Raw genomic sequence first — 19408 nt, 5'->3', positions numbered from 1 at the left:
AATGCATGGGGGAGTTCCCCGCACGGCCTTGCGGAGGGTCTCCACACCTGCAAAAAGGCCAAACAAGTTTCAGGAGTAACCATATGCACGGCCCCGCCCCCGAAAAGCCCTCTAGCGGTATAGTCCCGTTCAACTGGGAAGATCCCTTCGACCTCGACAGCCAACTGACCGAGGAAGAGCGGATGATCCGCGATGCGGCTAAAGGCTTCGCGCAGGGCCAGCTGCAGCCGCGCGTGATCGAGGCATTCCGGGGTGAAGTCGATGCTCCCGAACTCTTCCCGATGATGGGCGAAGCCGGCCTCCTCGGCGCGACCGTGCCCGAGGAATATGGCGGTGCCGGCGCGAGCTATGTCGCCTATGGCCTGATCGCGCGCGAGATTGAACGGGTGGACAGCGGCTATCGCTCCATGGCGAGCGTGCAGTCCAGCCTCGTGATGTATCCGATCTACGCCTACGGCTCGGAGGAGCAGCGTCAGAAATATCTCCCCGGCCTTGCGAGCGGCGAACTTATCGGCTGTTTCGGCCTTACTGAACCCGATGCGGGCTCCGACCCCTCGGGCATGAAGACCGTCGCGAAGAAGAACGGCGATGGATACGTCATCTCCGGTTCCAAGACGTGGATTTCCAATTCGCCTTTCGCCGATGTCTTCGTCGTCTGGGCCAAATCGGAAGAGCATGGCGGTGCGATCCGCGGCTTCGTCCTCGAAAAGGGGATGGAAGGCCTCTCCGCACCCAAGATCGAGGGCAAGATCTCGCTTCGTGCATCCACGACCGGAATGATCATGATGGACGAGGTGAAGCTGCCCGCCGAGGCGCTGCTGCCGCATGTGGAAGGGCTCAAGGGCCCGTTCGGCTGTCTCAACCGCGCACGCTACGGGATTTCGTGGGGCGCGATGGGCGCGGCGGAATTCTGCCTCCACGCCGCGCGGCAATACGGCCTCGACCGCGAGCAGTTCGGCCGGCCCCTCGCTGCGACCCAACTGTTCCAGAAGAAGCTTGCCGACATGATGAGCGACATCGCGCTGGGCCTACAGGCAAGCCTGCGCGTCGGCCGGCTGATGGATGAGCACCGCTTCAGCCCCGACATGATCTCGATCGTGAAGCGCAACAATGTCGGCAAGGCGCTCGACATTGCCCGGATGGCGCGCGACATGCATGGCGGGAACGGCATTTCCGAGGAATACCAGGTGATCCGGCATGCGGTGAACCTGGAAACGGTCAACACCTACGAAGGCACGCATGACGTTCACGCGCTGATCCTCGGCCGCGCGATCACCGGCATTCCGGCCTTCGCCTGACGCCAGGGCCGCATGAAGCTCCACGGATATTACCGCAGCTCGACCAGCTACCGCCTCCGCATCGCGCTCGAGTTGAAAGGGCTCGCTTTCGAAAACGTGCCCGTCAACCTGCTCGAGAGCGCTCAGAAGGATGCGGCCTTCACCAGCCGCAATCCCTTCGCGAGCGTGCCGATGCTCGAAGCCGACGGGCGCGATCGGGCGCAGTCGATGGCGCTGATCGAATGGCTCGACGAGGCCTATCCGGCAAAACCCCTGCTGCCTGCCGATATCGAGGCCCGCTACACCGCGCGCGAACTCGCCTATGCGATCGCGACCGAATTGCACGCGCCGTTGAACCTGCCGGTGCTGAAATATCTCAAGGAAGAATACGGCAAGTCGCCAGGCGAGATCGGCGAATGGTATCGCCACTGGCTCGCGCGCACGCTGGTCCCGGTTGAACAGCGGCTCGAGCAGCTTGGTACCGGCGATTTCCTGTTCGATGCGCCCGGCCTGTTCGAGACCGTGCTTGTCCCGCAGCTCTACAATGCGCGCCGGTTCGAATACGACCTGTCCGCCAGCCCTCGCATGACACGGATCGAGGCAGCCTGTCTCGCGCTTGAACCGTTCAGGCGCGCGCACCCCGACAACCAGAACGACAACCCGCAAAGGGAGACATCATGAAGCTCGCAACCCTCAAGGACGGCACGCGCGACGGCAGGCTGGTCGTGGTCTCGAAGGACCTCACCCGCTGCTGCGCCGCCGACAACATCGCCCCCACGCTGCAACATGCGCTCGACAACTGGGCCGAGATCGCGCCGAAACTGGAAGTGCTCGCCCGCGATGTCGAGCACGAGGCGGTGCCGTGCGAACGCTTCCACGAACGCGACTCCCATTCGCCCCTGCCGCGCGCCTACCAGTGGGCCGACGGCAGCGCCTATATCAACCACGTCGAACTGGTGCGAAAGGCACGCGGGGCCGAGGTTCCGGAAAGCTTCTATCACGATCCTCTGATGTACCAGGGGGGGTCGGATGGCTTCCTGCCGCCGCGCGGAGACATCCCGCTGGGTGACACCGCCTGGGGCTGCGACATGGAAGGCGAAGTCGCCGTGATCGTCGACGACGTGCCGATGGGTGTCAGCGCCGAAGACGCTGCCGGTCACATCAAGCTCGTCATGCTCGTCAACGACGTGTCCCTGCGCGGCGTCATCCCTGGCGAACTCGCCAAGGGCTTCGGCTTCTTCCAGTCCAAGCCGGCGAGCGCTTTTTCTCCCGTCGCCGTCACGCCCGACGAACTGGGCGAGGCGTGGAAGGACAGCCTCGTCCACCTGCCGCTGATGGTCGATTACAATGGCGAACCCTTCGGCCGGGCCGAGGTCGGCGTGGATGCGACCTTCAACATGGCGCAGCTTGTCGCCCATGCCGCGAAGACGCGTTCGCTGTGCGCGGGCTCGATCATCGGTTCGGGCACGATCTCGAACCGCGATCCCGACGGCGGTGCGGGCAAGCCGGTTGCCGACGGCGGCCTCGGCTATTCCTGCATCGCGGAAATCCGCATGATCGAGACGATCCGCGACGGCGAGCCGACGACGCGCTTCATGGCGCCGGGCGACACGGTGCGGGTCGAGATGCGGGATGCGGACAATCACTCGATCTTCGGCGCGATCGAGCAGAAGGTGGTGCAGGCCTAGGCCTTCAGCCGCTCGGCGTGCCAGGCGACGTGTTCGGCCATGAAGGTCGAGACGAAGAAGTAGGAGTGGTCGTAACCCTCCTGCATCTGGATCGTCGCGGGCATGCCAGCGGCCTCGCAGGCCTCGGCGAGCAGGTGGGCCTTCAACTGCTCGCCAAGAAAAATGTCCGCGGTTCCCTGATCGACGAGAATGTGATCGTGGCGGGCCCCGTCCTCGATCAGGGCGACCGCGTCATGTTCGCGCCACTTGTCGCGGTCCTCACCCAGATAGCGCGGGAACGCCTTCTGCCCCCATGGCACAAGTGACGGCGCGACGATCGGGCTGAAGGCGCTGACCGAACGGAACCGCGCGGGGTCGCGCAACGCCGCAGTCAGCGCGCCGTGGCCGCCCATGGAATGGCCGGTGATCGACTGACGCTCCATGTCGGCAGGAAAGTGCTCGGCGATCAGATCCGGCAGTTCGGCTTCGATATAGGAGCGCATGCGATAGTGCTTCGACCACGGTTCGCGCGTCGCATCGAGGTAGAAGCCGGCGCCTTTCCCGAAATCGTATTCCTCTGCCGCATCGGGCACGTCATCCCCGCGCGGGCTTGTGTCGGGTGCGACGAGGATCACGCCATGCTCAGCGCACGCCGCGCGATATTCGCCCTTCTCCATGACGTTCGCATGGGTGCAGGTAAGGCCCGAAAGGTACCATAGCATCGGCAGCTTCTCGCCCGGTGCATGCTCGGGCACGAAGACCGCGAAGGTCATGTCGGTCCCTGTCTCGCGCGAAGCATGGCCGTAGACCCCCTGCATCCCGCCATGGCTGCGGTTTTCGGCAACGGTCTCCATCAATAGACCACGACCGAACGGATGCTTTCGCCCGAATGCATGAGGTCGAAGCCCTTGTTGATTTCATCAAGCGTCAGGGTGTGGGTGATCATCGGGTCGATCGCGATCTTGCCGTTCATGTACCAGTCGACGATCTTCGGCACGTCCGTGCGCCCCTTCGCCCCGCCGAAAGCCGTGCCGCGCCAGTTGCGTCCGGTAACGAGCTGGAAGGGCCGCGTCGCGATCTCCTTGCCCGCTTCGGCCACGCCGATGATGATGCTGGTGCCCCAGCCCTTGTGGCAGCATTCCAGTGCCTGGCGCATCACGTCGGTGTTGCCGGTGCAGTCGAAACTGTAATCCGCGCCCCCGTCGAGCATCTCGACGATATGCGCGACCACGTCCGAGGTTTCCTTCGGGTTGACGAAGTCGGTCATGCCGAACTTCTCGCCCCATTCCCGCTTGGCCGGGTTGATGTCGACGCCCACGATCCTGTCCGCGCCTGCCATCTTCGCCCCCTGGATGACGTTGAGGCCGATCCCGCCCAGCCCGAAGACGACGACATTGTCACCCGGCTCGACCTTGGCCGTGTTGACCACCGCGCCCACGCCCGTCGTCACCCCGCAGCCGACATAGCAGCTGGTTTCGAAAGGCGCGTCCTCGCGGATCTTCGCGACCGCGATCTCGGGCAGGACGGTGAAGTTCGAGAAGGTCGAACAGCCCATGTAGTGGTAGATCGTCTCGCCCCGGTAGCTGAAGCGCGATGTTCCGTCCGGCATCAACCCCTTGCCCTGCGTCGTGCGGATCGCGCTGCACAGATTGGTCTTGCCCGACAGGCACATTTTGCACTGGCGGCATTCAGGCGTGTAGAGCGGGATCACGTGATCGCCCGGGACGACGCTGGTCACACCCGCGCCGACCTCGCGCACGATGCCTGCGCCCTCATGGCCGAGAATGCTGGGAAAGATGCCCTCGCTATCGAGCCCGTCGAGCGTGTAAGCATCGGTGTGGCAGATGCCGGTCGCCATGATCTCGACCAGCACCTCGCCCGCTTTCGGACCCTCCAGATCGAGTTCGACGATCTCGAGCGGCTTTTTCGGTTCGAAGGCGACGGCGGCTCTGGTCTTCATGGGGCGTGTCTCCGTTCTGGGTTCAGAAGCCGAGGCTTTCCGCGACGGCGGCGTTCACGATCCGGCCCTGATGCACATTGAGGCCGGGCGCAAGGTACGGGTCCTCCTCGCACGCCGCGATCCCCCTGTTCGCGAGCGCAAGGCCGAAAGGCAGCGTCGCATTGCCGAGCGCATAGCTCGAAGTGAGTGGCACTGCGCCGGGCATGTTGGCGACGCAGTAATGGATGATTCCGTCGACCTCGTAGGTCGGGTTTTCGTGCGTGGTGGCGTGGCTGGTTTCGAAACAGCCGCCCTGGTCGATCGCGACATCGACGAGTACCGAGCGGTTCTTCATCAGGCCGAGCATCTCGCGGGTGACGAGATGCGGCGCACTTGCGCCCGGGATCAGCACGGCGCCAACGACCACGTCGGCATCGCGGATCGCCTGCTCGATCGTACCGGTCGTCGAAAAGCGCGTCGCGACGCGGCCCTGGAACATCTCATCCAGCTGGCGCAGGCGCGGGATCGAGCGGTCGAAGATCTCGACATTCGCGCCGAGACCCACCGCCATGCGCGCCGCCTGGGTGCCGACGACGCCGCCGCCCAGCACCACGACCTTGGCCGGAAGGACGCCCGGCACCCCTCCCATCAACGTGCCGCGCCCGCCATTGTTGGCGCGCAGCGCATGCGCACCCGCCTCGATCGAGAGCCGGCCTGCGACCTCGCTCATCGGGGCGAGCAGCGGCAGGCCGCCCCCCGGCCCGGTGACCGTCTCATAGGCGATGGCCGACACGCCGGATTCCATCAGGCCCTTCGCCTGATCTGGGTCGGGGGCGAGGTGGAGATAGGTGAAAAGGATCTGCCCCTCGCGCAGCTGCACCCATTCGTTCGGCTGCGGCTCCTTGACCTTCACGATCATGTCCGCGCGGGCGAAGACTTCCTGCGCCGTGTCGACGATCTCCGCGCCGATCGCGCGATATTCCTCGTCGTCCTTGCTGATGCCCGAACCGGCGCCCGTTTCGACCAAGACCGAATGGCCCGCACCGATATATTCGCGCGCGGCTTCGGGTGTCAGCCCGACGCGATATTCGTGATTCTTGATTTCCTTGGGGACGCCGACAAGCATGATTCGCTCCTGGGGATGAGTTCGAGGCCCCCGCTAAAGAATGCGCAACAAAGTTACAATCGGGGCAAGTATGGTTGCAAAGCGCTCGCGGGTTTGAAAGGGGCGCAGACGAGACGAAACGCGAAAAAGGAGAGCCGCATGACCACCTATCCCGAAGTTCGCATGCTGATCGGCGGCGAATGGATCGCCGAGGGCGGCCAGGGCGCGATGCAAGTGGTCAACCCGGCGACCGAAAAGGCGATCGGCAGCGCGCCCAAGGTGTCGAAGGAGCAGCTCGACGCGGCGCTCGCCGCCGCCGACAGCGGGTTCGCGGTGTGGCGCGATACGCCCGCGATCGAACGTTACCGGGTCATCCGCCGCGCCGCCGAACTGCTGCGCGAACGCGCCGAGACCATTGCGCGGGTCGTGACGCTCGAGATGGGTAAGCCCCACGCTCAGGCGCTTGGCGAAACGACGGGCGCAGCCGACCTGATCGATTTCCTCGCCGAGGAGGCCAAGCGCCAGGGCGGGCGGATCGTGCCCGCGCGCAGCCATGCCATCCTGGAACAGCGCGTTACGCAGGAGCCGGTCGGCCCGGCGGTGCTTCTCACACCTTGGAATTTCCCGATCAACTTGCCGGCCAAGAAGATCGGCGGCGCGCTGGCGGCCGGATGCAGCGCGATCCTCAAGCCTGCCGAGACCACGCCCGCAAGCGCGCAGATGCTGGTGGAATGCTTCGTCGATGCGGGGCTTCCCGACGGCGTGCTCAACCTCGTCCATGGCGACCCGGCGATGATTTCGGAGCATCTCATCGCCTCGCCCGTCACGCGCAAGGTAAGCTTCACCGGATCGACTGCGGTGGGCAAGCAATTGGGTGTGCTCGCCGCGCAGGGAATGAAGCGCTTTACCCCGGAACTCGGCGGGCATGCGCCGGTCGTGATCGGCGAAAGCGCCGATTTCGACCGCACCGTCGCGGCGTGCGCGGCGACCAAGTTCCGCAATGCCGGCCAGGTCTGCGTCTCGCCGACGCGCTTCCTCGTCGCGCGCGGGATCTACGACAGGTTCGTCGCCGAATTCGCGGCGCGTTCGCAAAAACTGAAGGTCGGGGATGCCAGCAGCGACGAAAGCGTCGAGATGGGCCCGCTCGCCCATGCAGGGCGAGTTGCGGCGATGACCGAGCTCATGAAATCGCTCGGCGGCGAAAAGGGCGAGATCGTCGCGGGCGGCTCCGCAATTCAGGGGCCGGGCCATTTCTTTCAGCCGACCGTCATTGCAGCGCCCTCGCTCGACAGCAGGCTGATGGTCGAGGAGCCATTCGGCCCGGTCGCGGGGATCGTGCCCTATGACGACATCGAGGAGGCCGTGCGCATCGCCAATTCGCTGCGCTACGGGCTCGCGGCCTATGCCTTCACCGCAAGCCTGGACGAGAGCCATTATCTCGGGCGGAGCCTGCGCGCAGGGATGGTCGCGATCAACCATTTCGGCGTGGGCTCGCCCGAGACGCCTTTCGGTGGGACAGGCGACAGCGGCTTCGGCTCCGAAAGCGGGGTCGAGGGCTATCTCGGCTACACCGAGACCAAGCTCGTCACCGTCGCGAAGGCGGGCGCGTAAGCCGACGGCAGTCCGGCCGGGAAGCCGGCCGGATCAGGAAAGGGGAATGAAGCGCGCGAGGATCGAACGGAGCGAACCGGATTCACCCATTGGCTGGATGCGTCCGTAATGGGCCCGGCGGGCACGCTCGTCATGAGTGCAGACGGTGCGTCCCATGGCATCCGGGCCACTGGACCATATTGTCGGTCGTTCCATTGATCGCGTCCCCGATTCGCTTTTATTAGCAAGCGCAGTCTAACAGGAAAGCTGTGGAAAAGTGAACCGGAATTGATCGCGCGCGCAACTTTTCGCGCTTCCGGTCAAGCCCGTAAGCGCGTTTCCTTCGTTTTTCGATCCGGGTCCGACCTTTTCGCACCCCGCTGTGTGCGCATTTGCAGCATGCCCGATCAGCGATCGGTACGCACCGCGCCGGCTGATCGCACATCGGCAAGCGTGGGATAGCCGTTTACCGCCATGAGCAGGTCCGCCTCGGCGAGAATCGAGCGCAGCACCCATGCCGCGCCCTGATCCCCGCCAATCGCCAGGCCGTATGTATAGGGACGGCCCACCCCGACCGCTCTAGCCCCCAGCGCCAGCGCCTTCACCGCATCGGTGCCCGAACGCACGCCGCTGTCGAACAGGACCGGCACCTCGCCTGCCGCCTTGACCACATCGGCAAGCAGGTCGATCGTCGCGATCCCGCCATTGGCCTGCCGCCCGCCATGGTTGGAGCAGTAGATCGCATCCGCCCCGGTATCGACCGCGCGCCGCGCATCGTCTGGATGGCAGATCCCCTTGAGAACGATCGGCAGCTTCGTCACCGACTTGAACCATTCCATGTCATCCCAGGTCAGCACCTGTCCGAAAGTCGCCGCCCAGGTGAAGATCGCCGCTGCCGGGTCCTCTTCCGGCGGCTTCGCCAGCAGCGAGCGGAAGACCGGATCGGTGAAATAGTTCTGCAGGACCTTGCCGCGCAGCTGCGGGAAATTGGATGCATTGAGGTCGCGCGGCCGCCAGCCGGTCACCCAGGTGTCCAGAGTCACGACGAGCGCGGAATAGCCCGCCTTCTCGGCGCGGCGGATGAGGCTTGTCGCCAGTTCGCGGTTGCGCGGGGTATAGAGCTGAAACCATGCGGGCGTGTCGCCACAGGCCGCCTTCACGTCCTCCAGCGGGTCGTTGGAGAGCGTCGAGGCGCAGAACGGCACGCCCGTCATCGCCGAGGCGCGCGCGGCTGCCATGTCCCCGTGGCGGTCCCGCGAAGCTTCGCCGTTGAGGCCGATCGGCGCCATGAATAGCGGCGTTTCGTAGCGGTGCCCGAACAGTTCGATCGACAGGTCCCGTTCGGAACAGTCGACCATCATGCGCGGGACCATGCCCCAGTGGTGAAAGGCCGCCGCGTTCTCGTCCTGCGTGTGTTCGTCGCCGCAGCCGCCTGCGACGTAATTGGTCAGCATTGGGCCGAGCGCCTCGTGCGCGCGCTTTTCCAGCGTGGCGAAATCGACCGGGTAATCGGGCAATATACCTTTCAGACCGGCATTGTAGATTTCGTTCTGCATCGCACCGAAATGGCTCATCGCGGGTCCTCTCCTCTTTTCCCGCGCCCGTTCCAGCCGATGGAGCGGCGCGGGGCAAGAGCGAATGTGGAGGCTTACGCGAAGAAGCGCTGGAGCCGCGGCCGGACCTTGAGAAACTGACGATACGCCGCCTCGAGCAGGCCCAGCAACGGCCGCCAGCGCGCGGCAAGGCCGAGCGGGCGCAGCAGCGGGATCGCCCGCCACATCGCGGCGAAGGCCGCAGCACCTTCGAGCAGCACGCCGTCCTCTTCTGCATGGAACCGCTCGAGCAGGCGCGTTCGGTCGATCGGGCAGGATGCTGGCTCGCCCTTGTCAGAGACGTCGACGAAGCGGATCGCCCCGCGCCGGTCCAGCCGCCGCATCAGCGCAATCTCGCGCAGGCAGAGCGGACAGGCGCCGTCATACCAGACGGTGACTTTCTCTAAGGGATCGTTTTCCATGAATAACAAATGCTAATCCCCGTCTCGCGTTCCGAACGGAGCGCCGCGCCTTGCTGCGCTGCAACAATTCGCTTGGCAGGGACGGACGCTGCGTTACAAAGGTGCTGGTGGGCGACACTGCATCCCTGACCTTTGCCATTCCGGTACTGCTTGCGGTCGGTGCGGGAGCTGGCTTCGCCGCCGGCCTGTTCGGCATAGGCGGCGGCTTCGTGGTCGTCCCCGCGCTCGTCTTCATCTTCCCGCTGCTGGGGGTCGCGACCGACCAGGTCCCGCATATCGCGGTCGGCACCAGCCTTGCGACGATCATCTTCACCTCGGCCCGCTCGACCCAGAGCCATGCCGCGCGCGGATCGGTCGATTTCGGCATTCTCAAAAGCTGGGCGCCGTGGGTCGTGCTCGGCACGGTCGCGGGATCGATGATCGCCGACCGCATTTCGGGAGCGACGCTGGCGGTGGTCTTCGGCCTCGGCGTGCTCGGCTTCGCGGTCTATTTCCTGCTGCCGCGCCGGAATGAAGAGCCGGTACTCTCGGCCATGCCCGCCGGTGTGGCGCGGTTCGGGCTCGCCGGATCGCTCGGGGCGATTTCGGCGCTGCTCGGGATCGGCGGCGGGACGATCGCGACGCTGACCATGACGATGTGCGGCACGCCCATTCACCGCGCGATCGGGACGGCGGCGGGAATGGGCGCGATCATCGCGGTCCCGGCCAGCATCGGCTTTCTCGTCATCGGCATGGGCGAGCCGGACCTGCCGTGGGGCTCGCTCGGCTATGTCAACGTGCCCGCGGCCTTCGTCATCGTGCTCACGTCGGTCGTCTTCGCCCCGCTCGGCGTGGCGACCGCGCATCTTCTTTCGCCTGCCCTGCTGCGGCGGGTTTTCGGAATCTACCTCATCCTCGTCGGGGCAACCATGATCGCCAAGTACTGACCACCCAAGCCAAGGAGCCGTTCCATGCACAGCAATCGCAGATCGTTTCTCGCCGGCGCCAGCCTGTCGGCCGGTCTTGCACCTCTCGCCGGAGCAGGGTTCTCCCCGCTGGCCGCCGCGACGAGCGCGATGGACGCTCCCGATTTCGGGCCTATGCCGGGCGAGGCGCTGCTCAGCCGCAACGAGAATCCCTACGGCCCCGCGCCCTCCGCGCTCAAGGCGGTCGCCGAAAGCGCGCGGATGGGCTGCTATTATGCCGATCGCGGGCTTGACCGGCTCGCCGACATGATCGCCGAACGCCACCGGGTCTCGCCCCGGCAGGTGGTCCTCGGCAGCGGCTCGACCGAGATCCTGTGCGCGATCGCGCTCGCCTGGGGGGCGAAAGGCAAGGTGCTGTGTCCTGACCTGTTCTGGGACACGACGGTTGTCTACGGCGAACGGCAGGGGGTCGAATCGGTCCGCGTGCCGCTCGGCTCCGACATGGGCGTCAACCTTGCCGCCATGAAGGCAAAGCTCGAGACGGGGGTTTCGCTGGTCCAGATCTGCAATCCCAACAACCCGACCGGCATGCTGATCCCCGCGGCGGACCTGCGCGCTTTTGCGGATACGGTCACGCCGACGGCGACCCTGCTGGTGGACGAAGCCTATAACGAGCTCACTGATGCACCGGGCGACAACACCCTGATCGATCTTGCGCGCGCCGGACGCGACGTGATCGTGTGCCGCACCTTCTCCAAGATCTACGGCATGGCAGGGATGCGCGTGGGTTATGCGATCACGACCGAGGAAAACGCCGACCTCATCCGGGGCTACCTGATGAGCTTCGGCGGGAATGTCGCAGGCGTCGCCGCCGCGATCGCGAGCTACAGCGACACGGGCTTCCTCGCACAATCGCGCCTTATGGTTCTGGAAGGGCGCGAGATGATCCTCGATGCGGTCGCGAAGTCGGGCCTTACCGCCCTGCCCTCGCAGACCAATTTCGTTTACGTGAAGGTCCCCGATGCCGATGCGGTGCAGGTCGCCATGGGAAAGCGCGGGATCCGGATCCGCGGCGCCTACGGGCCCTGGAAGACATGGTCGCGCGTCAGCACCGGCCGGCTCGAGGACGTCGAGCGCTATGCGAAAGCGCTTCCGGAGATTATCGGATCGCTCAACGCATAGATTCACCCACCGGGAGAGGAACACATGAAATCAGCCATTCTCGCGCTCGCAGGCGCGCTCGCCCTCATGCCCGCCGCCGTGCAGGCCGACACGCTGGTCGAGGTCGAAAGCGCTCGGGTGAAGGAAGGCGTGCCGCTTCCAACCTTCAAGGCCGATGCGAGCTGGCCCGCGCTGCCCGATGACCTGATCCTTGGCCAGGTCCCGGGCCTTGCGGTGGCGAAGGACGACACGGTCTGGGTTCTCACGAGGCCCAATTCGCTCAATCCGACCGAGGCGGGCCTTGACCGCGACCCGCCGCTTACCGTCGCCTGCTGCAAGTCGCCTCCGCACGTCCTGCAATTCGACCGCGAGGGCACGCTCCTGCGCGCCTGGGGCGGGCCTGAACTCGCGCCGGGGGAAAGCACTGTCACCGGCGAGGGCCGTGAGGCTGTCGAGGAAGGCGACGAGCAATGGCCCGCCAACGTCCACGGCCTCTTCGTCGACGAGGCGGGCACGGTCTGGATCGGCGGGAATGGCGGCGGCGATCATGTCGTGCTCAATTTCACGCCCGATGGTAAATTCATCCGCCAGATCGGACGGCGGCAGATGACCGAGGGCAATCTGTCCGAAAGCTATCTCGGCAATCCCGCCGACATCGCCCATGACGGAAAGAGCGTGCTGGTCGCCGATGGCTACACCAATACCCGCGTGATCGCGTTCGCAAGCGAGGATCTCTCGTTCGAGCAGCTCTGGGGCGCCTACGGGACCGAGCCGGGCTCGGGTACGCGCGGCGGCGCTTTCGACCAGTCGATGGCAACCAGCACCGCCGAGGGCGCGCCAGACCCGCAAGCGGGCGACTTCGAGCCGATGGTCCATTGCGTCGTGCGCGGACCCGAGAACACCGTCTATGTCTGCGACCGGCGCAACAACCGGGTGCAGGTCTTCCGCGAAGGCCCCGAAGGCATCGAATTCCTCGAGAATGTCGTGATCGCGCCCGAAACCGGCGGAACCCGCACCGCGAGCGATGTCGCCTTCAGCCCGGACGGCACCTATGTCTATGTCGCCGACATGATGAACGGCAGGGTCTGGATCCTGACCCGCGCGGACCACGAGATCGTCGGCTGGTTCGGCCGCAACGGGCGCTATCCCGGGCAGTTCATCTGGCTTCACAGCGTCGATGTCGACAGCGAAGGCAACGTCTACACGACCGAGGTCAACACCGGCCGCCGCGTCCAGCGTTTCGTCTTTCAGGGCTACGAGGACTGATCGTGCGCGCAGCGCGTGCAAACGCGGCACAGGCGTGCCCGGCCGACACGCTTGACCTCGGGGCGTGATTGCTTGAACGCTCGGCGTTTCGAACGAGAACAGTCGGGGACATCGAAATGGTCGGTATCTGGCGCCGCGTCGCAGCGGCATTCGCAGCTATGCTCTGCATATTCGCAATGGGCGGCAGCGCGCTTGCCCAGTCATTCCTCGATGCCGAATTCGATCCCGCAATCCCCACGCTGAGCGAAGTCGTCGGGCACGAACCGGGGCAGAGGATCACCTCCCCCGAAGAAACCGAAAGCTATCTCAGGGCTCTGGTCGAGGCTGCTCCTGAGCGGGCGCGCCTCGTTCGCTATGCGACGAGCTGGCAGGGCCGTCCGCTGCATTACCTGGTGCTCACCGCCCCTCAGAACATGACGCGGCTGGAAGCGATCCGGGCCGACATGGCCAATATCGCCGCCGGGCGGGCCAGCAATGGCGACGCCCTGCCCGTTACCTGGCTCGCCTACAGCGTCCACGGGAACGAGGTCTCCTCGACCGACGCGGCGCTGATGACGGCGTACCATCTGCTCGCCGCGACGGGGGATGAGCGGGTGGAAAGGATCCTGTCGGAGACGGTCGTGATCCTCGATCCGCTCCAGAACCCCGATGGTCGCGCCCGCTTCGTCCACCATTTCCGCGGCGCGCTCGGCACGGTCCCGGCAGGCGACCGGCAGGCGGCGGAGCATGACGAGACCTGGCCGAGCGGCCGCGTGAACCACTACATGTTCGACCTCAACCGCGACTGGTTCACCCTGAGCCAGCCGGAAACGCGCGGCAAAGTCGCGGCGATCGGGGAATGGAACCCGGTCGTGGTCGCCGACCTGCATGAAATGAGCGGCGACGACACCTATTTCTTCGCCCCCGCCGCCGACCCGGTCAATCCCAACATCACGCCCGAGCAATTGCGGCTCTACGAACTGATCGGCCGCAGCAATGCGGGCTATTTCGACCGGATGGGCGAACCCTATTTCACCCGCGAGGTCTACGACCTGTTCTATCCCGGCTATGGCGACACCTGGAACACCCATCAGGGCGCGATCGGCATGACCTATGAACAGGGATCGCCGCGCGGGCTCGTCTGGGAACGCAGCGACGGCACGGTGCTGACCTATGCGGACGCGGTGCGCAATCACTTCGTCGCGAGTATTTCGACAGCGGAAACGGTGGCGACGAACGCGGACCGGTTCCTTGCCGATTACGCCGCCTACCGCGCCGGCAATGCGCGCGGAAAGGCCGGGTCGGGCGCCTATGTCGTCGACCTTGCGAGCCGCCGCTGGAACGCGGAAAGCCTAGGCCGCCGGCTCGCCGCGCAGGGGATCGAGGTGCTCCGCCGGTCCGGCCCGGTAAGCGCGTGCGGGCGCTCGTATCCGCAAGGGTACATCGCGGTTCCGCAGGCCCAGCCCGCCGCCAAGCTGGTGCGCAGCCTGCTCGACCGCGATACCGAACTGCCCCGCGGTTTCATCGCCGAACAGGAAAGACGGCGGGCCGAGGACCTCCCCCACGAACTCTATGACGTTACCGCCTGGTCCGTCGCGCTGATGTCCGGCGTGAACGCCGAACTGTGCAACGCAGCCGTCTCGGGAGAGCCGCTTTCGGCAGGCGCCCCGATCGCGGCGCTTACCGGCGGCTCGGGCGAATTCGCGGTCGCTGTGCCGTGGACCGATAGCGGGCAGGCACGCCTCGTCGCTCTCGCCCTGCGCGAAGGGATCGAGGCGCGCGTGACAGACGAGGCCTTCACCAAGGACGGCCGCACATTCCCACGCGGGACAGTGCTGTTCCCGGCGGCGCTCAACAGCCCGGACAAGATGCAGCGGCTGCGCGTGCTGGCGAGCGAAGCCGGGGCCGAGACGGTCGCACTGGCCGACAGCTGGGTCGAGGAAGGGCCGAATCTCGGCAGTGACGCCTTCGTGCGGTTGACCCTGCCCCGGGTCGCGCTTGCCTGGGACGAAGGCATTTCCCAGCTCAGCGCCGGGGCGATGCGCTTCGTGCTGGAGCAGCGGCTGGGGCTACCGGTCGTGCCGATCCGCACGAACCGCTTCGCCCGCGCCGATCTGTCCGACTATGATGTTGTCGTCGTGCCGGACGGCTCACCGCGCGAACAGTTCGGCGACAGCGGGCTTCGGACCTTGAAGGGTTTCGTGAAGCGCGGCGGCGTGCTGGTCGCGATCGAAGGCAGCCTCGGCGCCTTTTCGGGCGGGGATGACCCGTTCCTGTCGATCAGGCGCGAGGCCGCTCTCGGGCGGACCCCGCAGGAGGCCAAAGACGACGAGGAAGGAAAAGGCGGTCTTGCCGAAGCGGTCGAGATCGCGGACGAAGAGACCTATCGGGGCGTGATCGCCGATCAGGAAGCGCTGCCCGACACGCTGCCGGGTGCGTTGCTCAACACCGTTGCCGATCCCGAGAATTTCCTTTCGGCAGGCTATGATGACGGGGCCGTGGTGCTGGCGAGCGGATCGCGCATCTTCACCCCTCTTGGCCGTGATGATGGGTCCAATGTCCTGCGCTTCGCCGCCGCCGACAGCCTGATCGCGAGCGGCTATGTTTGGGACGAGAACCGCCGCCAGCTTGCCTTCAAGCCCTACCTGATGGCGCAGCCGAGCGGCGACGGGCTCACGATCGGCTTCGCCTACGATCCCTCGGTCAGGGCCTATCTCGACGGGCTCGACCTGCTGATCGCGAATGCGGTGCTGATCGCTCCCTCTCGGGTGCGCTGAGGATCGCCGCAGCGGCGGGCGGCCCGTTCATGCGGGCACGAAAAAGGGCGCGGGCGGAATATCCGCTCGCGCCCTTTTCTTGCGCTGCCCGATACCGGGCGGCATGGCTCAGAAGCTACCGGACACGCCGAGGAAGAAGAACCGTCCGCGCGGACCGACCGGGCGGGCGAGGCTGCCGAGGAAAGGTTCGATGTCGAACAGGTTGTTGACGCCGCCGAACACCTCGATGTCGTCGGTGAAGCGGTAGCTGACATTGATGTCCTGTTCGAAACCGGTCCCGGTGGTGAGCTGCGACGGATCGGCCAGACCTTCGTTCGGCGTGACGACGACCGCCCCATCGACGATCTCGACATCGGTCGCTTCCGCGTTCGAGAACTGGAGCGCGGAATCCTCGAAACGGCCGCGCCAGCCGATGCTCAGCCGGTCCATCGTCCAGTTGACCCCGAAATTGACGATCCAGTCCGGGTTGCCGATCACGCCGAGCAGGTCGCTGACGGTTGCCTGGCTCTTGATCAGCAATTCCTGCTGGAGCGGATCGGTTTCGTCAGCGATCGTCTGGCCGATGATGGGATCGCTTTCGGTGAACCGCTCGAGGAAGTGCGTGCCCGCGGCGCGCAGTTCGAAGAAGCCCCAGTCGCGATTGCCGCCGAACGGCGCATCGAAGCGGTAGCGCGCTTCGAAGTCGATGCCCCGCGCACGCAGTACGGCGAGGTTGATGTTACCCGAGGTGAAGCCCGAGATCGCCCCGCCATTGTTCGGATCGCGCTGGATCGAGTCGCAGAACTGGTTGTCTGTCGAGGGAAGGTCGACGCAGGCCTCGGCGATCTCGGCACCGGTCAGGCTGCCGACGGCATCCTCGATCTCGATGTCGTAATAGTCCGCGATCAGGACCAGCCCGTCGAGCGCGCCGCCAAGAATGCCGCGCGGTTCGAAGATCGCGCCGATCGTGAAGCTGTCCGACGTTTCCTCGGTCAGGTCAGGGTTGCCGCCCGTGGTCCCGGTGACGAATGCCGTCAGGAAGTCGGACGAATCGAAGCCGGGAGCGACGAACTGGAGGCAGTTGTCGGGTCGGTTGGTGCTACCGTTGTTGATGTTGCCTTCGTCGCACGGGTCGGCATCCACGCCGATGAACGCAGCGCCCTGCGGCGCGAAGAGTTCACCGATATTGGGCGCGCGGACCGCGCGCGAATAGGTGCCACGGAAGGTCAGCCATTCGACCGGCGAATAGATGCCGCCGAACGAATAGGTCTCGGTCGATCCGATCGTGTTGTAGTCGGAAATACGGCCCGAGGCGGTCACTTCCAGCAGGTTGACGAAGGGCATGTCCGCAAGCAGCGGCAGACGGATTTCACCGAAGCCTTCATACACGCTGATGCCCTGCCCGTCGGTCGGCGAATTGAACAGCGGGACGCTGTTGTTCGTGATGACATTGGGTTCGATCGAGAAGAAGTTGGCCCGCGTGAACTGCGATTCGTCGCGGCGATATTCGAAACCCGCCGCAAAGCCGATCGGCCCGCCGGGCAGTTCGAAGAAATGGCCGGTATCGCCCGAAAGGACAGCGAGGAATTGCTGCTGTTCGATCACGGTGTTGTCGAGCAGGTCGACGAAAGCGAAGTCAGCGCCAGCCCCGCCGATCGAGTTGGGCCCGAGAATGTTGATCGGTGCACACGAGCCATCGCCGATCTGGAACGTCACCGGGCGGGTGAGGTCGCTAACATCGGTTCCGTTGATGATCGTTCCGGGAGCGTAAAGCGGCGGACCGCCGACGAACAGCGCGGCGGGCGAGGGAAGCCCGGTCAGCTCGGAACGGCAGACGATGTCGCCGATCTGCGCGGTGCCCGAAGTGATCTCGATGTCCTGGCCGTCGCGGATCGCGTTGAGCGTGCCGACGCCGCCCGGGCCGAACGCGACGTTCGGATTGGTCCCGTCAAGGTCGGCGGCAGTCAGGGCGACTGCATCGATCGCCGTGAAATAGCGGTCATTGAGGCGTGCATTGCGGAACGTGTCGTCGACTTCGGTCCGGCCCCAGGCATAGAAAGCCTCGAACGAGATGTTGCTTCCCGGCGCTTCCCAGCGCAGCCCGCCGGTCGCGCGGATCGTCGAACGCTCGAGGCTGGTCCCCGAATTGGTTTCCGACCCGACATTGTCGCGCGCGACGAAGATGCTCGGCGTCTCGCCGGGCAGAAGCGCATCGAGTATCGGGATCTGGTTCTGGATCGCGGTCGGCAGGAACGGGTTGTCGAGCGCAATCGGGATGTCGTCGGAGAACGGAATGCCCGAGACATCGGATGTCTCGGTATAGGAGAATTTGGCATCCGCGAAGAAGGTGAGCGTCGGCGTGATCTCATAGTCGAAGCCCGCCGCCGCGGTCACCTGCGTCACTTCCGGGATCAGGGTCAGCCCCGGCGCGGTTTCTCCGATGAAGATGCCGTCCCCGCCGATCGCGTTGAAGGCACCGGTCGAAATGCCGGGATTGAAGGCGCGCACATTGCCGTTTTCGTCGATCACCTGCAGCACCGGAATGTTCGTGCCCGGAATGTTCGGGACGGTATCGGTCGCCGGATTGAAATTGTTGACGAAGGAAAGGAGCTGGCCGAACGGGAAGGCGAACGGCGTCGGATCGACAGCGATGGTCGATCCCGCGCTCGAAACCGGGAGCCTGCGGTCGGGAACGAAGGCCTGCTCCGCATTGGGATCAAGGCCGAGGATCTCGTTCAGGAAGGGATTGCTCGGATTGAGCGATGAGAAGCCCGGGCCTGCGATGTTCGGCCTATCGCCGTTCAGGACCGCAGTCGAATGCGAGTATTCGACCGCGAAGACCGCGCTGCCGCGGCCGTCCTGGAAGGTTCCGCCACCCGCGATCGAGCCGTAGAATTCCTCCGCATCGCCTTCATCGCTGATCCCGCTCTGGAGCCGGTATTCAAGCCCGTCGAAATCGCGGCCGGTGCGCATGACGTAGTTGACGACGCCCGACACCGCGTCCGCACCGTAGACCGCAGACGCGCCGCCGGTGAGGACTTCGACGCTGCCGATGAGCGCCTGAGGGATCGAGCCGACATCGACCGTCGCGGTGCCGGCGATGCCCGGAACGTGACGACGCCCGTCCTGCAGCACGAGCGTGCGGTTCGTGCCGAGCTGGCGCAGGTTGAGCGTGCTCGCCCCGGTCAGGGCAAGGCCCTGCGCGCTGTCGAGCGTGGCGGGGTCCGAACCCTGAAGCGCGGGAATTTCGCGCAAGGTCTGGGCTACGTTGATCTCGCCCGAATTGCGGAACTGTTCGGCGGTAATGACCTGCACGGGGCTGGCCAGAGACGTTGTCGAATCCGTCGCGATGCGCGAGCCGGTCACGACGATCGCATCGCCCCTCGCTCCGCTTTCGCCGGGCTCCCCGTCGCTGTCGGGAGCCTGCTGGGCAAGCACTGCCTGTGGCAGAGCGCTCGCCGCGGCGAGAAGAATCGCGTGGGAAGAAAGCTTGAAGAGTGTCATGGCTGCCCCTGTTTTTGCTGCACTGCGTCAGGATTGATGCGGGCGCGAAGGCTGTCAAGGAGGTTTCGCCATATTGTAATTACCCAGACATAATGCGCGAAAGATTGTTGCAAATTTGCCAGCCCCAAGATCGGATGCGGCTGTGCACCGTCTCTACCGCGCCGCCCTTTGCGGGCCACGGCGGCATCGCTGCTGCACGTGCGAAGGCCTCCGCGCGGCACGGCTTCGGCGTTCGACGGGCAGCC

At 65.3% G+C, this 19408-nt stretch carries 14 protein-coding genes; 8 read left to right on the top strand and 6 right to left on the bottom strand.

The window, feature by feature from the left end; genetic code table 11:
• Positions 1 to 83: 83 nt before the first annotated feature.
• The 3 genes from Ga0102493_RS04925 to Ga0102493_RS04915 are packed head-to-tail and all read left to right on the top strand — an operon-like array spanning position 84 to position 2965.
• Positions 84 to 1298 (top strand): acyl-CoA dehydrogenase, encoded by a 1215-nt coding sequence (locus Ga0102493_RS04925; protein ID WP_174544533.1) that lies wholly within the window; start codon positions 84 to 86, stop codon positions 1296 to 1298.
• Positions 1299 to 1310: 12 nt separating this feature from the next.
• Positions 1311 to 1958 (top strand): maleylacetoacetate isomerase, encoded by a 648-nt coding sequence (gene maiA, locus Ga0102493_RS04920; RefSeq protein ID WP_034904202.1) that lies wholly within the window; start codon positions 1311 to 1313, stop codon positions 1956 to 1958.
• A complete protein-coding gene (locus Ga0102493_RS04915; RefSeq protein WP_034904205.1) occupies positions 1955 to 2965 on the top strand; it encodes a fumarylacetoacetate hydrolase family protein in 1011 nt (336 codons plus the stop codon). The genes maiA and Ga0102493_RS04915 overlap by 4 nt, the downstream gene beginning before the upstream one ends.
• Here the strand turns inward: Ga0102493_RS04915 and fghA are convergent.
• From fghA to ald, 3 genes are read right to left on the bottom strand one after another with little or no spacing between them, the layout of a single operon-like run.
• Entirely contained in the window at positions 2962 to 3798 is an 837-nt protein-coding gene (gene fghA, locus Ga0102493_RS04910; RefSeq protein WP_034904207.1) for an S-formylglutathione hydrolase, read from the bottom strand. The two genes, Ga0102493_RS04915 and fghA, sit on opposite strands and share 4 nt — an antisense overlap.
• Entirely contained in the window at positions 3798 to 4904 is a 1107-nt protein-coding gene (locus tag Ga0102493_RS04905; protein ID WP_034904209.1) for an S-(hydroxymethyl)glutathione dehydrogenase/class III alcohol dehydrogenase, read from the bottom strand. Before Ga0102493_RS04905 ends, fghA begins: the two co-directional genes overlap by 1 nt.
• Positions 4905 to 4926: 22 nt before the next feature.
• Positions 4927 to 6009, bottom strand: coding sequence for an alanine dehydrogenase (gene ald, locus Ga0102493_RS04900; RefSeq protein WP_034904212.1), 1083 nt, complete (start codon positions 6007 to 6009; stop codon positions 4927 to 4929).
• Between the two features lie 138 nt (positions 6010 to 6147).
• Between ald and Ga0102493_RS04895 the strand changes: the two genes are divergently transcribed.
• On the top strand, positions 6148 to 7599 hold the full coding sequence (locus tag Ga0102493_RS04895) for an NAD-dependent succinate-semialdehyde dehydrogenase (RefSeq protein WP_034904214.1): 1452 nt from the start codon (positions 6148 to 6150) through the stop codon (positions 7597 to 7599).
• Positions 7600 to 7985: 386 nt separating this feature from the next.
• Here the strand turns inward: Ga0102493_RS04895 and Ga0102493_RS04890 are convergent, their stop codons facing one another.
• Entirely contained in the window at positions 7986 to 9152 is a 1167-nt protein-coding gene (locus tag Ga0102493_RS04890) for an alpha-hydroxy-acid oxidizing protein (protein WP_034904217.1), read from the bottom strand.
• Between the two features lie 74 nt (positions 9153 to 9226).
• Complete coding sequence (locus Ga0102493_RS04885) at positions 9227 to 9592, bottom strand: thiol-disulfide oxidoreductase DCC family protein (protein WP_034904220.1); 366 nt, start codon at positions 9590 to 9592, stop codon at positions 9227 to 9229.
• Positions 9593 to 9696: 104 nt separating this feature from the next.
• Between Ga0102493_RS04885 and Ga0102493_RS04880 the strand changes: the two genes are divergently transcribed.
• The 4 genes from Ga0102493_RS04880 to Ga0102493_RS04865 all read left to right on the top strand — a co-directional run bounded on the left by Ga0102493_RS04880 (position 9697) and on the right by Ga0102493_RS04865 (position 15680).
• Entirely contained in the window at positions 9697 to 10518 is an 822-nt protein-coding gene (locus tag Ga0102493_RS04880; RefSeq protein ID WP_051698093.1) for a sulfite exporter TauE/SafE family protein, read from the top strand.
• Between the two features lie 24 nt (positions 10519 to 10542).
• Entirely contained in the window at positions 10543 to 11679 is a 1137-nt protein-coding gene (locus Ga0102493_RS04875) for a pyridoxal phosphate-dependent aminotransferase (RefSeq protein ID WP_034904222.1), read from the top strand.
• Between the two features lie 24 nt (positions 11680 to 11703).
• The gene (locus tag Ga0102493_RS04870) at positions 11704 to 12924 is read left to right on the top strand and encodes a beta-propeller fold lactonase family protein (RefSeq protein ID WP_034904224.1); all 1221 of its coding nucleotides are present in this window, start codon (positions 11704 to 11706) and stop codon (positions 12922 to 12924) included.
• A gap of 158 nt (positions 12925 to 13082) precedes the next feature.
• Complete coding sequence (locus Ga0102493_RS04865) at positions 13083 to 15680, top strand: M14 family metallopeptidase (RefSeq protein WP_236922298.1); 2598 nt, start codon at positions 13083 to 13085, stop codon at positions 15678 to 15680.
• A gap of 108 nt (positions 15681 to 15788) precedes the next feature.
• Here Ga0102493_RS04865 and Ga0102493_RS04860 read toward each other — a convergent pair whose 3' ends face one another.
• On the bottom strand, positions 15789 to 19163 hold the full coding sequence (locus tag Ga0102493_RS04860) for a TonB-dependent receptor domain-containing protein (RefSeq protein WP_034904229.1): 3375 nt from the start codon (positions 19161 to 19163) through the stop codon (positions 15789 to 15791).
• Between the last annotated feature and the right edge of the window lie 245 nt (positions 19164 to 19408).

It is taken from the genome of Erythrobacter litoralis, assembly GCF_001719165.1.
In the GTDB taxonomy this organism is placed as follows: Bacteria; Pseudomonadota; Alphaproteobacteria; order Sphingomonadales; family Sphingomonadaceae; genus Erythrobacter; species Erythrobacter litoralis.
This window is presented reverse-complemented; position numbering and strand designations above follow the sequence as displayed.